10 protein-coding genes are annotated in these 15,588 nt (G+C 73.6%); 3 read left to right on the forward strand and 7 right to left on the reverse strand.

Going from position 1 to position 15,588, the window contains the following annotated elements; translation table 11 throughout:
• Window positions 1-102 precede the first annotated feature (102 nt).
• From ACWEV0_RS01945 to ACWEV0_RS01975, 7 genes are read right to left on the reverse strand one after another with little or no spacing between them, the layout of a single operon-like run.
• Window positions 103-906 (reverse strand): HpcH/HpaI aldolase/citrate lyase family protein, encoded by an 804-nt coding sequence (locus ACWEV0_RS01945; protein ID WP_453145562.1) that lies wholly within the window; start codon window positions 904-906, stop codon window positions 103-105.
• A complete protein-coding gene (locus tag ACWEV0_RS01950) occupies window positions 903-2,123 on the reverse strand; it encodes a CaiB/BaiF CoA transferase family protein (RefSeq protein ID WP_453145563.1) in 1,221 nt (406 codons plus the stop codon). Before ACWEV0_RS01950 ends, ACWEV0_RS01945 begins: the two co-directional genes overlap by 4 nt.
• Complete coding sequence (gene rbsK / locus ACWEV0_RS01955; protein WP_453145565.1) at window positions 2,120-3,067, reverse strand: ribokinase; 948 nt, start codon at window positions 3,065-3,067, stop codon at window positions 2,120-2,122. Before rbsK ends, ACWEV0_RS01950 begins: the two co-directional genes overlap by 4 nt.
• Window positions 3,064-4,539: an ADP-ribosylglycohydrolase family protein gene (locus ACWEV0_RS01960; RefSeq protein ID WP_453145567.1), complete on the reverse strand. Its 1,476-nt coding sequence runs from the start codon at window positions 4,537-4,539 to the stop codon at window positions 3,064-3,066. Before ACWEV0_RS01960 ends, rbsK begins: the two co-directional genes overlap by 4 nt.
• Entirely contained in the window at window positions 4,536-5,696 is a 1,161-nt protein-coding gene (locus ACWEV0_RS01965) for an ADP-ribosylglycohydrolase family protein (protein WP_453145569.1), read from the reverse strand. Before ACWEV0_RS01965 ends, ACWEV0_RS01960 begins: the two co-directional genes overlap by 4 nt.
• On the reverse strand, window positions 5,668-7,026 hold the full coding sequence (locus ACWEV0_RS01970; protein WP_453145570.1) for an ADP-ribosylglycohydrolase family protein: 1,359 nt from the start codon (window positions 7,024-7,026) through the stop codon (window positions 5,668-5,670). Before ACWEV0_RS01970 ends, ACWEV0_RS01965 begins: the two co-directional genes overlap by 29 nt.
• Window positions 7,023-8,024 carry an ADP-ribosylglycohydrolase family protein gene (locus ACWEV0_RS01975; RefSeq protein ID WP_453145571.1) on the reverse strand — a complete coding sequence of 334 codons (1,002 nt, stop codon included), beginning with the start codon at window positions 8,022-8,024 and terminating at the stop codon, window positions 7,023-7,025. Before ACWEV0_RS01975 ends, ACWEV0_RS01970 begins: the two co-directional genes overlap by 4 nt.
• 264 nt (window positions 8,025-8,288) lie before the next feature.
• On the opposite strand from ACWEV0_RS01975, the gene ACWEV0_RS01980 reads away from it, so the two are divergent.
• From ACWEV0_RS01980 to ACWEV0_RS01990, 3 genes are all read left to right on the forward strand, one after another.
• Complete coding sequence (locus tag ACWEV0_RS01980; RefSeq protein ID WP_453145573.1) at window positions 8,289-9,017, forward strand: VIT1/CCC1 transporter family protein; 729 nt, start codon at window positions 8,289-8,291, stop codon at window positions 9,015-9,017.
• Window positions 9,018-9,546: 529 nt separating this feature from the next.
• Entirely contained in the window at window positions 9,547-14,118 is a 4,572-nt protein-coding gene (gene gltB, locus ACWEV0_RS01985) for a glutamate synthase large subunit (RefSeq protein WP_453145574.1), read from the forward strand.
• On the forward strand, window positions 14,111-15,571 hold the full coding sequence (locus ACWEV0_RS01990) for a glutamate synthase subunit beta (RefSeq protein WP_453145577.1): 1,461 nt from the start codon (window positions 14,111-14,113) through the stop codon (window positions 15,569-15,571). Before gltB ends, ACWEV0_RS01990 begins: the two co-directional genes overlap by 8 nt.
• The last annotated feature ends 17 nt before the right edge of the window (window positions 15,572-15,588 follow it).

The following is a 15,588-nucleotide window of genomic DNA, read 5'->3' on the forward strand; positions in this document are numbered from 1 at the left end:
CGGGGGGGGGGGGGGGGCCCCCCCCCGCCCCGGGCCCCCCCCCCGGGGCGCGCGCCGGGCCCCCCGCCGCCCCGCCCGCCCCACCCCCGTTTCGCGGTGCGGTCAGGCCCGGCGGGCGGCCAGGGCCAGGACGCGGCGGGCGCGCGTGACGACGGCGGCGTCCACGAAGCGGCCGTCGGCGAGTGCCAGGGCGCCCGCCCGGGCCTCGGCGGCCTTGACGACCTCCTCGGCCGCCGCGAGCTCGTCGGAGGTGGGGAGGTAGGCCCGCTCGATGACCGGCAGCTGCCGGGGATGGATCGCGGCCCGGCCCAGGAAGCCCAGGGCCCGGCCCCGGGCGCAGCTCTCGGCCAGGGCGTCGAGGTCGCGGACGTCCGGGTGCACGGACTGGACCGGGGGAGGGAGCGCGGCCGCCCGGGCGGCGACCACGACCCGGCTGCGCGGCCAGTCGAGGCCGCGGTCCTCCCGTACCCCCAGGTCGGCGGCGAGATCGGCCTCGCCGAGGGCGATGCCGTGGACCGAGCGGTGGGCGGTGGCGATGGCGAAGGCGTGCTCCACGGCCAGGGCGTTCTCCAGGAGCGGGTAGAGCGGGAGCCCCGCGGAGACCTCGGCGATCCGGGCGATGTCAGTGGCGTGTGTCACCTTGGGAACACGGAGAGCGACGAGTCCGGGGAGGGAGACCAGGGATGGGATGTCGCGAGGTGTGTGGACGCGGACGTGGACCGGTACGGGCTGGGGGTCGGCGAGCAGTTCGGCGGTGGCGGCCAGGGCGTAGGCCCGGCGGTCCGGCGCCACCGAGTCCTCCAGGTCGACGATGACGACGTCGGCGCCGGAGACGAGCGCCTTCCGTACCACGGCGGGCCGGTCGCCCGGCGCGTAGAGCCAGGTGAGGGGCGGCGCGGCGGTCATACGGCTCCTTGCGCGCGCAGGGTGTCGATCTCGGTGCCGGTGAGGCCGAGTTCGGCGAGGAGTTCGGTGGTGTCGGCGCCGTGCGGCCGGCCGGCCCAGCGGATCGCGCCGGGGGTCTCGGAGAGCCGGAAGAGGACGTTCTGCATGCGGAGCGGCCCGAGTTCGGGGTCCGGGACCTCGGTGACGGTGCCGAGGGCCCGGAACTGGGGGTCGTCGAGGACGTCCCGGACGTCGTAGACGGGGGCGATGGCCGCCTCCGCCTTCTCGAAGGCGGTCATGGCCTCCTCGCGGGTGTGCCGGGCGATCCAGGAGCCGACGGCCTCGTCGAGGACCTCGGCGTGCGCGGCCCGGCCGGTGCCGTCGGCGAACCAGGGCTCGTCGATCAGGTCCGGCCGGCCGACCAGGCGCAGCACGCGCTCGGCGATCGACTGGGCGGAGGTGGACACGGCGACCCAGGAGCCGTCGGAGGTCCGGTACGTGTTGCGCGGGGCGTTGTTGCGGGAGCGATTTCCGGTGCGCGGCTGGACGTAGCCGAGCTGGTCGTACCAGAGGGGGTGAGGGCCGATGACGGAGAGCATCGGTTCGATGATGGCCATGTCGACGACCTGGCCGTGGCCGGTGGTGTGCCTCGCGGTGACCGCGGTCATCACGGCGTACGCGGTGGCGAGCGCCGCGATGGAGTCGGCGAGGCCGAAGGGCGGCAGCGTCGGCGGGCCGTCCGGTTCGCCGGTGATGGCGGCGAAGCCGCTCATCGCCTCGGCCAGCGTGCCGAAGCCGGGCCGGTGGGCGTACGGGCCGAACTGGCCGAAGCCGGTGACCCGGGCCAGGACCAGGCGCGGGTTGACGGCCGACAGCTCCTCCCAGCCGAGCCCCCAGCGCTCCAGCGTGCCGGGCCGGAAGTTCTCCACGACCACGTCCGCGCCGGCCGCCAGCCGCAGCAGCGTGTCGCGGCCGCCCGGCGTGGACAGGTCCAGGGTCATCGTGCGCTTGTTGCGGCCGAGGACCTTCCACCACAGACCGACGCCGTCCTTGGCGGGGCCGTGGCCGCGGGACGGGTCGGGCTTGCGGGGGTGCTCGATCTTGACCACGTCCGCGCCGAAGTCGCCGAGCATAGTCGCGGCGAGCGGGCCCGCGAAGAGGGTGGCGAGGTCGAGGACCCGCAGTCCGTGCAGGGGCGGGGCCGGCGTCTGTGCCGGGGCGTCGGTGCCGGTGTTCATGCGGGCTCGGCCTCCGGGTTCCCGGCGGCGCCGAGGGCCGCCTCGATCTCGGTGCGGTACGGCATCGAGGTGGACGCACCCGCGCGCTGGACCGACAGCGCGGCGGCCGCCGACGCCCAGGCCAGCGCCTCCGGCATCGGCCTGCCCTCGGTGACCGCAACGGCCAGCGCGCCGACGAACGTGTCACCGGCGGCGGTGGTGTCCACGGCCTTCACCCCGGGCGCGGGCACGGCCACCGGCTCCCGGCCGCGCGCCAGATACAGACAGCCGGCCGCGCCCAGGGTGACCACCACCTCGGGCACGGCGTCGAGCAGGGCGAGGCCGGCGGCGCGCGGGTCGGCGAGGTCGGTGAGGGCGGCGGCCTCGTGCTCGTTCGGCACCAACAGATCGGTGAAGGAGAGGAGTTCGGGCGGTAGCGGCCCGGCCGGCGCCGGGGTGAGGACGGTCCGCACGCCGTGCTCCCGGGCGTAGCGGGCGCCCTCGACCACCACGGAGAGGGGGAGTTCGAGCTGGAGCAGCAGGGCGTCGGCGGTCGCGATCAGCGCCTCGTCGCCATGGTCGAGGGAGGTGACGGTGCCGTTCGCGCCGGGGACGACGACGATCGCGTTGCCGCCCTCGTCGTCCACGACGATGTGCGCGGTGCCCGACGCGCCTTCCACCGTGCGCAGCAGGTCCGTGTCGACCGAGCTGTGGTCGAGTGCGGCCCGCAGCCGCGTGCCGAAGTCGTCGGTGCCCACCGCGCCGATCATCGACACCTCCGCGCCCGCCCGCGCGGCGGCCACCGCCTGGTTGGCGCCCTTGCCGCCGGGGACGGTGCGGAACTCGCGGCCGGTGACCGTCTCTCCGCGGGCGGGGGCCCTGGACACATAGGCCACGAGGTCCATGTTGGTGCTGCCGAGCACGACGATGCCGGGCGGATTGCTGGGGGCGGTGGGGCTGGTCATGGGCGTACTGCCTCCGAGTGCGTCAGTGCGGCCAGGGTGTCGAAGCCGATGCCGTCGAAGGACGGCACCGAGGTCGCGAGCCGGTTCTTGAGAGGGGAGGTCCAGCGCTCGGGCAGCCGGTCGGGGTGGCCGGCGAGCAGCCCGGCGACCGAGCCGGCGGTGGCGCCGTTGGAGTCGGTGTCCCAGCCGCCGGAGACCGCCGCGCAGATCGAGCGAGTGAAGTCGCCGTCGGCGTGGGTGAGCGCGGCGGCGAGCAGAGCGGCGTTGGGGACGACATGGACCCAGTGATACCCGCCGAACTCGGCATGGAGCCGGTCCACGACGGCGTCGAAGTCGCGGTCGGCGCGGGCGGCGGCGACGCCGAAGCGGACGGCGTGCGCCAGCCGTGACTCCGGTGGTACGACCGCGAGCCCGGCCGCCAGCGCACGGTGCACGTCCGCCGTGCCGCTCGCGGCCTCCGCGAGGCTCGCCGCGACGAACATCGCGCCGTACACCCCGTTCCCGGTGTGCGTCAGGACCGCGTCCCGGTGCGCCTGGCGAGCCGCCCCCGCTGGGTCTCCCGGGTGCGTCAAGCCGTGCACATCCGCCCTGATCAGCGCGCCGATCCACTCCCGGAACGGGTTGCGGCGGGTGGCGGTGTGCGGGGGTTCGACGCCGTCGAGGAGGTTGCGGTACGCGACCCGCTCGGCGGTGAACGTCCGCCCCGCGGGCAGCTCGTCGAGCCAGAGCCGGGCGACGTCGGCGGTGGTGAAGGCGCGGCCGTGGCGCCGCAGGAGGAGCAGGTTGAGGAGCGGGTAGTTGAGGTCGTCGTCCTCGGGCATGCCGTCGATGTTCTCGGCGAGGGAGGTGTGGGCGGAGCGACGGTTCCACGGGTGCGCGGCGAGGAGGTGCGGGTCGACGCCGCGGGCCGTGAACCAGTCGGAGAGCGGCCAGTTGCCGGTGGCGCGGGCGAGGGCGCGGATGGCGGCGAGGGGCAGTTTCTCGACGGGCTTGCCGAGGAGGCAGCCGGCGGCGCGGCCGAGCCAGGCGGCGTGCAGGCGGTTGAGAAGGGCGCCGGATTCCTCCATCCCTCCCTCTGCGCCTGGCGTCGTGGCGGGGCCGGACGGCCAGTCGGGGCAGGCGGCGGTGATCGCCGCCAGATCGGTGGGCTCCTGAGCGGTCAGGGGACCGGGGAGTTCGGCCAGGGCGTCGAGGATGTCCTCGGCCAGGGGGCGCAGGCCGGGCGCGGGGGTGGGGGAGGCGCCGGCGGTGGCCGGGGCGGGGCGGCCACCGGCGGCGTACCAGCGGGCGGCCAGTTGGCGGGCGTCGCGGCCGTCCTCGGCGGCCTGGCGGAGTTCGTGGCCGACCAGGTCCTCGGGCTGGACCCAGGTGAGGCGGACCCGGTCGACGGCGGCCGAGCGGTCCGGCGGCCCGGCGCCGTTGCCTTCCGCCCGGGCGGCCCCGTCGGGGGAGGGGCCTGTGTCGTGGGTCATCGTGTCGTGCCCGTCAGCGTCGCGTACGCCGACTCGTGGGCGCGGCGGCGGGCGGTGTCGCGGGTGAAGACCTCGTGGGCGACGGCGGTGAGGGTGGTCGCCGGGGCGTGGAGGTCGAGGCGGCTGGCCTCGGCGACCTGCTTGGCCCAGTCGCGCGGGACGGCGGATTCGCCGTGCAGCGCGCCCGCGAGCGCGCCCGCCATGGTGGCGATGGAGTCGCAGTCGCGGCCGTAGTTGACCGAGCCCAGGACCGTACGGCGGTAGTCGCCCGCGCCGACGAGGAGCATGCCGAGGGCGATGGGCAGCTCCTCGATGGCGTGGACGCGGGAAGGGCGGCGGGCGTCGAGGGAGGGGGCGCGGTAGTCGGGGCCGACAGAGTCGAAGGGGGCGACGGCGCGGCGGAGCGGGGTGAGCGCGGGCTCGAAGTCCTGGTGGGCGTCGGCGACTTCGGCGACCGCCTCGATCGCCGCGCGGGTGCCGTCCTTGGCCAGGGCGAGCGCCGTGTCGACGACCGAGCGCGGGGTCGCGCCCGGGACGCAGGCCGCCGCCACGGCCGCCGCGAAGACGCCGGCCGCCTCGCGTCCGTACGAGGACTGGTGGGCGCCCGCGATGTCGAGGGCCTCGGCGTAGGCGGCGGCCGGGTTGGCGGCGTTGACCAGGCCGACGGGCGCCATGTACATCGCGGCACCGCAGTTGACGATGTTTCCGGTGCCGGCCTCGCGCGGGTCGGCGTGGCCGTAGTGGAGCCGGGTGACGATCCACTTCTCGGCGAGGAAGACGCGCTGGAGGGGCAGGGCCTCGGCCTCCAGTTCGGGGATCCAGACCGTGCGGTCCATGAGTTCGGGGACGAGGTGCTCGGCGACCGCGTACGCGTCGAGGTGGTCGCGGACCTTGTCGTACACCCTGATCAGCGCATGTGTCATCAGGGTGTCGTCGGTGACGTGTCCGTCGCCCTTGTGGTACGGGGCGATGGGGCGGGCGGTGCGCCAGGCGTCGCCGTTCCAGGGGCCGACGATGCCGGTGACGCGGCCGCCGTGGCGTTCGAGGATCTGCTCGGGGGTGTAGCCCTCGACCGGGCCGCCGAGGGCGTCGCCCACGGCGGCCCCGACCAGGCTGCCGGTGATCCGGTCATCCAGCGGGGGTGTGAGGGGTGTCATGTCGGAATTGTCCACCCGGGGCGGCCGGTTCCGTGGCTGCGAGGAGCCCGGCGAGTTCGACCAGGTCGGTGCCCGCGAGCCGGGGCAGCGCGCAGCCCGCGAGGGTCCGGCACGCCTCCCGCCAGGTCGCCGGGACCGCCGTACCGCCGCCCAGCGCGCCGGTGAGCGCGCCCACCAGCGCCGGGGCCGAGTCGGCGACCCGGGAGAGACAGGCCGCGGCGGGCACGGCGAGGGTGACGTCGCCGCGGGCGGCGAGGGTGAGCGCGAGAGCGACGGGGACGGTCTCGGCGGCGGCGATGCCGTAGCTGTAGACGTGGTCCACGATCTGGTGCTCCAGGAGCGGGACCAGCTCGAAGGCGGTGGCGGCGGTACGGGCCAGCTTGACCGCGTGGCGGCCGTTGCGGCCGATCTCCGTGGCGGGCGGGAGCTGCTCCAGGGCCGCCTCCACCGCACCGTCCGGGCCGGCCCCGCCGATCGCGGCCGCCGTGGCCGCCGCCATCGCGCGGGCGCCGTGGACGCCGTCGCCGTCCTGGGTGTACCGGGCGTCGAACTCGGCGAGTTCGGCGGCCGTGACCGGGTCCCCGGGGTGGACGAGGGCGAGCACGGCGGCGCGTACGCAGGCGGCGTCGTCGAAGTAGTGCGGGTTGTCGTGGCCGGTGGCGGGCGGCCGCAGCCCGGCGGCGAGGTTGCCGAGACCGGCACGCACCGAGATCCGGGCGCGCAGCGGCAGGACGGCGGACTCCACCTCGGGCGCGCGGTCGGCCGCGGCGGCGACCTGGCTCGCGAGGGAGTTCCAGGCGAGGTCGACGGCGGCGCGCAGCCGGCGCTCGGGCGTGAGCGTACGGAACAGGGGCCCCGGGCCGGTGGCGGCGAGCAGCGCCTCCGCGGTGAACACCGCCCACTCGGCGTCGTCGGAGGGGCCGAGGCGCAGGGGCTCGGGAGGCTGGTTGAGGGCGATGGGCACGGGCAGGGTCGTGGTCGCGTTCTCCTCCGCGAAGGTGTCGAGCTCGCGGGTGAGGCGGCGGGTCCACTCGGGCATCCGGGCGGCCCGGTGCCGGGCGGCGGGCCAGCCGGCGGCGTCGCCCGCCGCGAGACCGAGCAGGAGGCCCTCGATCCTGTCGCGGCGGGCGGCCGCGGAGCGGGTGCGGTCGCGGGTGTGCGTGGCGGTGCCGAGTACCGGGGCGCGGCGCCCGCCCTGTACCGCGGGCGGGTCCGCGGACGCGCCGTCCGTCGTATCGGCACCCGCCGTCGTGGGCTGTGCCCACCCTCCCCCAGACTCCGTCCGGGGGTACCCCCATCGCCCAGCGGAGCGATTGCCCACAGCACTCATCGGTCTTCCTCCTCTTCCGGGCTCAGCAGGTCCGCGATGTCGAGCACGTGGTAGCCACGCATCGACGGCAGGCAGCTCCCCCTCAGCGGCCCGATCGCCGCCCCCCACTCCTCCGGGATCGCCGCCGTCCCGCCCAGCGCCCCCGCGAGCGCGCCCGCCACCGCCGCCGTCGTGTCGGCGTCGCGGCCCATGTTGACGGCGGTGAGGACGGCGGTGCGGAAGTCGCCGCGGGCCGCGGCGAAGGCACCGAAGGCGAGGGCGACGGCCTCGGGGGCGAGGTCGGTCCAGGGGTAGCCGCCGATCACGACGGCCGAGCGGACGGCGCGTTCGCGTTCGAGGGGGTCGGGGATGACGCGCCGGGCGGCGACGACCGCGCGCCGCATGGAGCGGGCGGTCCAGGAGTCCATGGGGACGACGGACAGCGCGGCGGCGATGACGGAGGTGACGGACGCGCCGCCCATCGCCGCCGCCACTCCCGCGGCGACGGCCTGGCCGCCGTAGATGCCCTCGCCGTCGTGGCTGACGGTGCCGTCGACGGCGACGAGCCGGGCCGCCTCGGCGGGGCGGCCGGCGGCGAAGACGCCGAAGGGGGCGGCGCGCATGGCGAGGCCGTCGCTCCAGGCGTGCCGGTGCTGGGCGGAGATGGGCGCGGCGAGACCCCGGCGGAGGTTCTCCAGGGTGCCGCGTTCGGAGAAGCCGGCGCCGCGGAAGGGGCCCTCGTCGAGGTCGGCGATCCAGTGGTGCCAGGCCTGTTCGACATGGGCGACGGTGAGGGCGGAGCCGTGCCGGGCGAGCAGCAGACCGGAGAAGACGGCGTACTCGGTGTCGTCGGTGCCGGCCGGACTGTCCGTCACGAAGCCCTCGATCCGGCCCCAGCGGGCCCGGATCTGCGAGGGGCGCAGGTTTTCGGCGGGCGCGCCGAGCGCGTCCCCCACCGCGAGTCCGAGCAGCGCGCCCCGCGCCCGCCCGCGCAGATCGGCCAGCGTCGTTCCGACCATCTTCACTCCCCTTTCGCGCTCCTCTTCGCGCTCCTCCGATCTGTGCCACGCGGGCGGCCCGAGCCTTCACAGAAACGTTTCTGTCACCCGGGTGACGCCACGTCAGACACGAGGTAAGGCAGTCCTCAGACAGGTACGCCTCACTAAGACGAGCCTTACTAAGTACGGCCTACCTTGCTGGCGCGCCCCTTACATCGGGCGTATTTTCGATGAGGTCAGGAGGGGGCGGGCACGCCGAACCCGCAGGAATGACAGGGGAGAAGCATGTCCATCATCGAAGCCGTCGCACCGCTCCACGAGGCCCACCGCGACAACCACACCCACCGCGACGTCAACGGCGGCTGGCTGCGCCCCGCGGTCTTCGGCGCGATGGACGGACTCGTCTCCAACCTGGCGCTCATGACCGGTGTCGCCGGCGGCGCCGTCTCCTCGCAGACCATCGTCATCACCGGCCTCGCCGGACTCGCGGCCGGCGCCTTCTCGATGGCCGCCGGCGAGTACACCTCGGTCGCCTCGCAGCGCGAGCTCGTCCAGGCCGAACTCGACGTAGAGCGGCGCCAGTTGCGCAAGCACCCGGTCGACGAGATGGAGGAGCTGGCCGCGCTCTACGTCTCCCGGGGCGTCGAGCCCGCGCTCGCCCGCGAGGTCGCCATGCAGCTGTCCCGCGACCCGGAGCAGGCGCTGGAGATCCACGCCCGCGAGGAGCTGGGCATCGACCCCGACGACCTGCCGTCGCCGACGGTCGCCGCGGTGTCCTCGTTCGGCTCCTTCGCGCTCGGCGCGCTGCTTCCCGTACTGCCGTACCTGCTCGGCGCCACCGCCCTGTGGCCGGCGCTGCTGCTCGCGCTCTTCGGGCTCTTCGCCTGCGGCGCGCTCGTGGCCCGGGTGACCGCCCGCAGCTGGTGGTTCAGCGGGCTCCGCCAGCTCGTCCTCGGCGGCGCCGCGGCGGCCGTCACGTACGGGCTCGGCATGCTCTTCGGCGCGGCTCTGTAGCGCTGCCGCCCCGCTCCGCACCCAAGGCCCCCGGATCCTCCGGGGGCCTTTCCCGTACCCGCCGGGCCGGGGTGTGTCGCTGTGACGTATCTCCCTGAGCGGATTCCGCGATCCAGTGGGACAATATGCGGGCCGCCACATATCTAGCCGATTACCTGGCGGTTTCGAACGCCCGACCACCGGGCATGAGGCACAAGCGCCGCGGGCAATGAGGCCCGCCCCTGCGACGGGTCGCCGGAGATCCCCGGATCCCATCCCGGATCCCCCGGAACCCCTGACCCGTCCCCCGCGGGAACGCCGTAGTTCCCGCCCCCACGCCTGAACCAACGCTGCGCCGATTGCCGCAGCACACCATCACCGCCCGTATCGGCGGTGTCCGCATGCTGGAATGAGCTATCCACTTCGCGAGAAGCCAGCCATCATGTAACCTGCACGAAATTTCGCGGAGGGCCAGCGTCGTCCCTCGGCTTTCGCTCCCCCGGACCCCGTCCGGGAGACGCCCCCAGCCACTACGACGACGGGAGAGCCGATGCGTTCCGACGCCTGGTCGCCCATGGACGGTCGCCCCGCCCCGCAGGGGATGTACGACCCCCGTAACGAACACGACGCCTGTGGTGTCGGGTTCGTGGCCACCCTCACCGGTGTTGCCAGCCACGAGCTGGTCGAGCAGGCGCTGACCGTACTGCGCAATCTCGAGCACCGCGGCGCCACCGGCTCCGAGCCCGACTCCGGAGACGGCGCCGGCATCCTGCTCCAGGTCCCGGACGCCTTCCTCCGAGAGGTGGCCGGATTCGAACTCCCCGCCGCCGGCTCGTACGCGGTCGGCATCGCCTTCCTCCCTGCAGACGGCTCCGCACAGGCTGTCTCGCAGATCGAGACGATCGCGTCCGAGGAGGGTCTGAACGTCCTCGGCTGGCGCGAGGTCCCCGTCGCCCCCGAGCTGCTCGGCGCCTCCGCGCGCGCCACCATGCCGGTCTTCCGCCAGCTCTTCGTCGCGGACGGCACGAGCAGCGGCATCGCGCTCGACCGCAAGGCCTTCGTCCTGCGCAAGCGCGCCGAGCGCGAGGCCGGGACGTACTTCCCGTCGCTCTCCGCCCGCACCATCGTCTACAAGGGCATGCTGACCACCGGCCAGCTGGAGCCCTTCTTCCCGGACCTGTCGGACCGCCGCTGCGCCACCGCCGTGGCCCTGGTCCACTCCCGGTTCTCCACGAACACCTTCCCGAGCTGGCCGCTCGCCCACCCGTACCGCTTCGTCGCCCACAACGGCGAGATCAACACGGTCAAGGGCAACCGCAACTGGATGACGGCCCGCGAGGCCCAGCTCGCCGGCGACGTCTTCGGCACCGGCGCCGACGGCCGGGGCATCGAGCGGATCTTCCCGGTCTGCACCCCGGACGCCTCCGACTCCGCCTCCTTCGACGAGGTCCTGGAGCTGCTCCACCTCGGCGGCCGCTCGCTGCCGCACAGCGTGCTGATGATGATCCCCGAGGCGTGGGAGAACCACACCTCCATGGACCCGGCCCGCAAGGCCTTCTACCAGTACCACTCCACCCTGATGGAGCCCTGGGACGGCCCGGCCTGCGTCACCTTCACCGACGGCGTCCAGGTCGGCGCGGTCCTCGACCGCAACGGTCTGCGCCCCGGCCGCTACTGGGTCACCGACGAGGGCCTCGTCGTGCTCTCCTCCGAGGTCGGCGTCCTCGACATCGACCCCGCCAAGGTCGTCCGCAAGGGCCGGCTGCAGCCGGGCAAGATGTTCCTCGTCGACACCGCCGAGCACCGCATCATCGAGGACGACGAGATCAAGGCCGCCCTCGCCGCCGAGCAGCCGTACGCGGAGTGGCTGGAGACCGGCGAGATCGAGCTCTCCGACCTCCCCGAGCGCGAGCACATCGTGCACACCCACGCCTCGGTCACCCGCCGCCAGCAGACCTTCGGCTACACCGAGGAAGAGCTCCGCGTCATCCTCGCCCCGATGGCCCGCACCGGCGCAGAGCCGATCGGCTCCATGGGCACGGACTCGCCGATCGCCGCCCTGTCCGAGCGGCCCCGGCTGCTCTTCGACTACTTCACCCAGCTCTTCGCGCAGGTCACCAACCCGCCGCTGGACGCCATCCGCGAGGAGCTCGTCACCTCGCTGCTGTCCTCGCTCGGCCCGGGCAGCAACCTGCTCGACCCGACCGCGGCCTCCTGTCGCAGCGTCACGCTGCCGTTCCCGGTGATCGACAACGACGAGCTGGCCAAGCTCATCCACATCAACGCCGACGGCGACATGCCCGGCATGAAGGCCGTGACCCTCTCCGGCCTGTACCGGGTCTCCGGCGGCGGCGACACGCTCGCCGCCCGCATCGAGGAGATCTGCGCCGAGGCCGACGCGGCGATCGAGGGCGGCGCCCGCCTGATCGTCCTGTCCGACCGGCACTCCGACGCCGAGCACGCGCCGATCCCGTCGCTGCTGCTCACCGCGGCCGTCCACCACCACCTCATCCGCACCAAGCAGCGCACCATGGTGGGTCTGCTGGTCGAGGCCGGTGACGTCCGCGAGGTCCACCACGTGGCCCTGCTCATCGGCTACGGCGCCGCCGCCGTCAACCCGTACCTGGCCATGGAGTCCGTCGAGGACCTGCTCCGCGCCGGCACCTTCCTGTCGGACATCGAGCCCGAGCAGGCCATCCGGAACCTGATCTACGCCCTCGGCAAGGGCGTCCTCAAGGTCATGTCCAAGATGGGCATCTCCACCGTCGCCTCCTACCGCGGCGCCCAGGTCTTCGAGGCCGTCGGCCTCGACACCGCCTTCGTCGAGAAGTACTTCAACGGCACCGCCACCAAGATCGGCGGCGCCGGCCTCGACGTGATCGCCAAGGAGGTCGCCGCCCGGCACGCCAAGGCGTACCCCGCCACCGGCATCGCCTCGGCGCACCGCGCCCTGGACATCGGCGGCGAGTACCAGTGGCGCCGCGAGGGCGAGCCGCACCTCTTCGACCCGGAGACGGTCTTCCGCCTCCAGCACGCCACGCGCTCCAAGCGGTACGACATCTTCAAGAAGTACACGGAGCGGGTGAACGAGCAGTCCGAGCGCCTGATGACGCTCCGCGGCCTGTTCGGCTTCACCTCCGACCGCCCGTCGATCTCCGTCGACGAGGTCGAGCCGGTCTCCGAGATCGTCAAGCGCTTCTCCACCGGCGCCATGTCGTACGGCTCCATCTCCCGCGAGGCCCACGAGACCCTCGCCATCGCCATGAACCAGCTGGGCGGCAAGTCCAACACCGGTGAGGGCGGCGAGGACCCGGACCGCCTCTACGACCCGGCGCGCCGCTCCGCGATCAAGCAGGTCGCCTCCGGCCGCTTCGGCGTCACCTCCGAGTACCTGGTCAACGCGGACGACATCCAGATCAAGATGGCCCAGGGCGCCAAGCCCGGCGAGGGCGGCCAGCTGCCCGGCCACAAGGTCTACCCGTGGGTCGCCAAGACCCGGCACTCGACGCCCGGCGTCGGCCTGATCTCCCCGCCGCCGCACCACGACATCTACTCCATCGAGGACCTGGCCCAGCTGATCCACGACCTCAAGAACGCCAACCCGGACGCCCGCATCCACGTGAAGCTGGTCTCCGAGGTCGGCGTCGGCACGGTCGCGGCCGGTGTGTCGAAGGCCCACGCGGACGTCGTGCTCATCTCCGGCCACGACGGCGGTACGGGCGCCTCGCCGCTCACCTCGCTGAAGCACGCGGGCGGCCCCTGGGAGCTCGGTCTCGCCGAGACCCAGCAGACCCTGCTGCTCAACGGCCTGCGCGACCGGATCGTCGTCCAGACCGACGGCCAGCTCAAGACCGGCCGTGACGTCGTCATCGCCGCGCTGCTCGGCGCCGAGGAGTTCGGCTTCGCGACCGCGCCGCTCGTCGTCTCCGGCTGCGTCATGATGCGCGTCTGCCACCTGGACACCTGCCCGGTCGGCATCGCCACCCAGAACCCGGTCCTGCGCGACCGCTTCTCCGGCAAGGCCGAGTACGTCGTCAACTTCTTCGAGTTCATCGCCCAGGAGGTGCGCGAGCTCCTCGCCGAGCTGGGCTTCCGCTCCATCGAGGAGGCCGTCGGCCACGCCGAGCTGCTCGACACCAGCCGCGCCGTCTCCCACTGGAAGGCGCAGGGCCTGGACCTGGAGCCGCTGTTCCACGTGCCCGAGCTGCCCGCCGGCGCGGTCCGCCACGCCCTGATCGAGCAGGACCACGGCCTGGAGAAGGCCCTCGACAACGAGCTGATCGAGCTCGCCGCCGAGGCCCTGAACGCCGAGTCCGCCGAGGCCGCCCAGCCGGTCCGCGCCCAGGTCGCGATCCGGAACATCAACCGGACCGTCGGCACCATGCTCGGCCACCACGTGACGAAGAGGTTCGGTGGCGCGGGCCTGCCCGCCGACACCATCGACATCACCTTCACGGGCTCCGCCGGCCAGTCCTTCGGCGCCTTCCTGCCGGCCGGTGTCACCCTGCGCCTGGAGGGCGACGCCAACGACTACGTCGGCAAGGGCCTCTCCGGCGGCCGCGTGATCGTCCGCCCGGACCGGGGCGCCGACCACCTGGCCGAGTACTCCACCATCGCGGGCAACACCATCGGCTACGGAGCCACCGGCGGCGAGCTGTTCCTGCGCGGCCGCACCGGCGAGCGCTTCTGCGTCCGCAACTCCGGCGCCCTGGTCGTCTCCGAGGGCGTGGGCGACCACGGCTGCGAGTACATGACCGGCGGCACGGCGGTCGTCCTCGGCGAGACCGGCCGCAACTTCGCGGCCGGCATGTCCGGCGGCGTCGCCTACGTGATCGACCTGGACCGGAACAACGTCAACTCCGGCAACCTGGGTGCGATCGAGGCCCTCTCGGACTCCGACAAGACGTGGCTGCACGACGTCGTGCGCCGCCACCAGGAGGAGACCGGCTCCACGGTCGCCGAGAAGCTGCTGGCCGACTGGGACGCGGCCGCGGCCCGGTTCAGCAAGATCATCCCCACCACGTACAAGGCAGTGCTCGCCGCCAAGGACGCCGCTGAGCTCGCCGGTCTCTCCGAGGCCGAGACCACCGAGAAGATGATGGAGGCGGCGACCAATGGCTGACCCCAAGGGCTTCCTGACCACCGGGCGCGAGGTCGCCAAGACCCGGCCGGTGAGCGAGCGCGTCAAGGACTGGAACGAGGTCTACGTCCCCGGCTCCCTGCTGCCGATCATCAGCAAGCAGGCCGGCCGCTGCATGGACTGCGGCATCCCGTTCTGCCACAACGGCTGTCCGCTGGGGAACCTCATCCCCGAGTGGAACGACTACGCCTACCGCGAGGACTGGCAGGCGGCGTCGGAGCGGCTGCACGCGACCAACAACTTCCCGGAGTTCACCGGCCGCCTGTGCCCGGCTCCGTGCGAGGCCGCGTGCGTGCTCGGCATCAACCAGCCGGCCGTCACCATCAAGAACGTCGAGGTCTCCATCATCGACAAGGCGTGGGACGGCGGTGACGTGCGGCCGCAGGCGCCCGAGCGCCTCTCCGGCAAGACCGTCGCCGTCATCGGCTCGGGCCCGGCGGGTCTCGCCGCCGCCCAGCAGCTGACCCGGGCCGGCCACACCGTGGTCGTGTACGAGCGGGCCGACCGCATCGGCGGTCTGCTGCGCTACGGCATCCCCGAGTTCAAGATGGAGAAGCGGCACATCAACCGGCGCATCGAGCAGATGCGCGCGGAGGGTACGAAGTTCCGCACCGGCGTCGAGGTCGGCCGCGACATCACCGCCACCGACCTGCGCAAGCGATTCGACGCGGTCGTCGTCGCCGCCGGCGCCACCACGGCCCGCGACCTGCCCGTGCCGGGCCGCGAGCTGGCGGGCATCCACCAGGCGATGGAGTACCTGCCGCTCGCCAACAAGGTGCAGGAGGGCGACTTCGTCACCCCGCCGATCACCGCCGAGGGCAAGCACGTCGTCGTCATCGGCGGCGGCGACACCGGCGCGGACTGCGTCGGCACGGCGCACCGGCAGGGCGCGGCCTCGGTCACCCAGCTGGAGATCATGCCGAGGCCGGGCGAGGAGCGGAACGCGGGCCAGCCCTGGCCGACCTTCCCGATGCTCTACAAGGTCACCTCGGCCCACGAGGAGGGCGGCGAGCGGGTCTACTCCGTCTCCACCACCCACTTCGAGGGCGACGAGGACGGCAACGTCCAGTTCCTGCACCTCGTCGAGGTCGAGTTCGTCGACGGCAAGCTGACCCAGAAGCCGGGCACCGAGCGGAAGATCCCCGCCCAGCTGGTCACGCTCGCCATGGGCTTCACCGGCACGGACGTGGAGAACGGCCTGGTCGCGCAATTTGGTCTAGACCTCGATGAGCGAGGTAACATCGCGCGTGACGCGGACTTCGCCACCAACGTCGATGGCGTCTTCGTCGCCGGTGACGCCGGCCGTGGCCAGTCGCTGATCGTCTGGGCCATCGCCGAGGGCCGCTCGGCCGCCCGCGGCGTCGACCGCCACCTCACGGGCGCCAGCTCCCTGCCGGCCCCGATCCGCCCGACGGACCGTTCCCTGACGGTCTGATCCGGCCGGGCCCGCTC

The sequence above is a fragment of the Streptomyces sp. NPDC003943 genome (genome assembly GCF_053605265.1).

Coding starts and splice junctions, on each gene's coding strand:
- ACWEV0_RS01980 (WP_453145573.1), top strand. CDS start 8,289: ATGTCCATCATCGAAGCCGTCGCACCGCTCCACGAGGCCCACCGCGAC.
- ACWEV0_RS01990 (WP_453145577.1), top strand. CDS start 14,111: ATGGCTGACCCCAAGGGCTTCCTGACCACCGGGCGCGAGGTCGCCAAG.
- ACWEV0_RS01965 (WP_453145569.1), bottom strand. CDS start 5,696: ATGACACCCCTCACACCCCCGCTGGATGACCGGATCACCGGCAGCCTG.
- ACWEV0_RS01945 (WP_453145562.1), bottom strand. CDS start 906: ATGACCGCCGCGCCGCCCCTCACCTGGCTCTACGCGCCGGGCGACCGG.
- gltB (WP_453145574.1), top strand. CDS start 9,547: ATGCGTTCCGACGCCTGGTCGCCCATGGACGGTCGCCCCGCCCCGCAG.
- ACWEV0_RS01950 (WP_453145563.1), bottom strand. CDS start 2,123: ATGAACACCGGCACCGACGCCCCGGCACAGACGCCGGCCCCGCCCCTG.
- ACWEV0_RS01970 (WP_453145570.1), bottom strand. CDS start 7,026: ATGAGTGCTGTGGGCAATCGCTCCGCTGGGCGATGGGGGTACCCCCGG.
- ACWEV0_RS01975 (WP_453145571.1), bottom strand. CDS start 8,024: ATGGTCGGAACGACGCTGGCCGATCTGCGCGGGCGGGCGCGGGGCGCG.
- ACWEV0_RS01960 (WP_453145567.1), bottom strand. CDS start 4,539: ATGACCCACGACACAGGCCCCTCCCCCGACGGGGCCGCCCGGGCGGAA.
- rbsK (WP_453145565.1), bottom strand. CDS start 3,067: ATGACCAGCCCCACCGCCCCCAGCAATCCGCCCGGCATCGTCGTGCTC.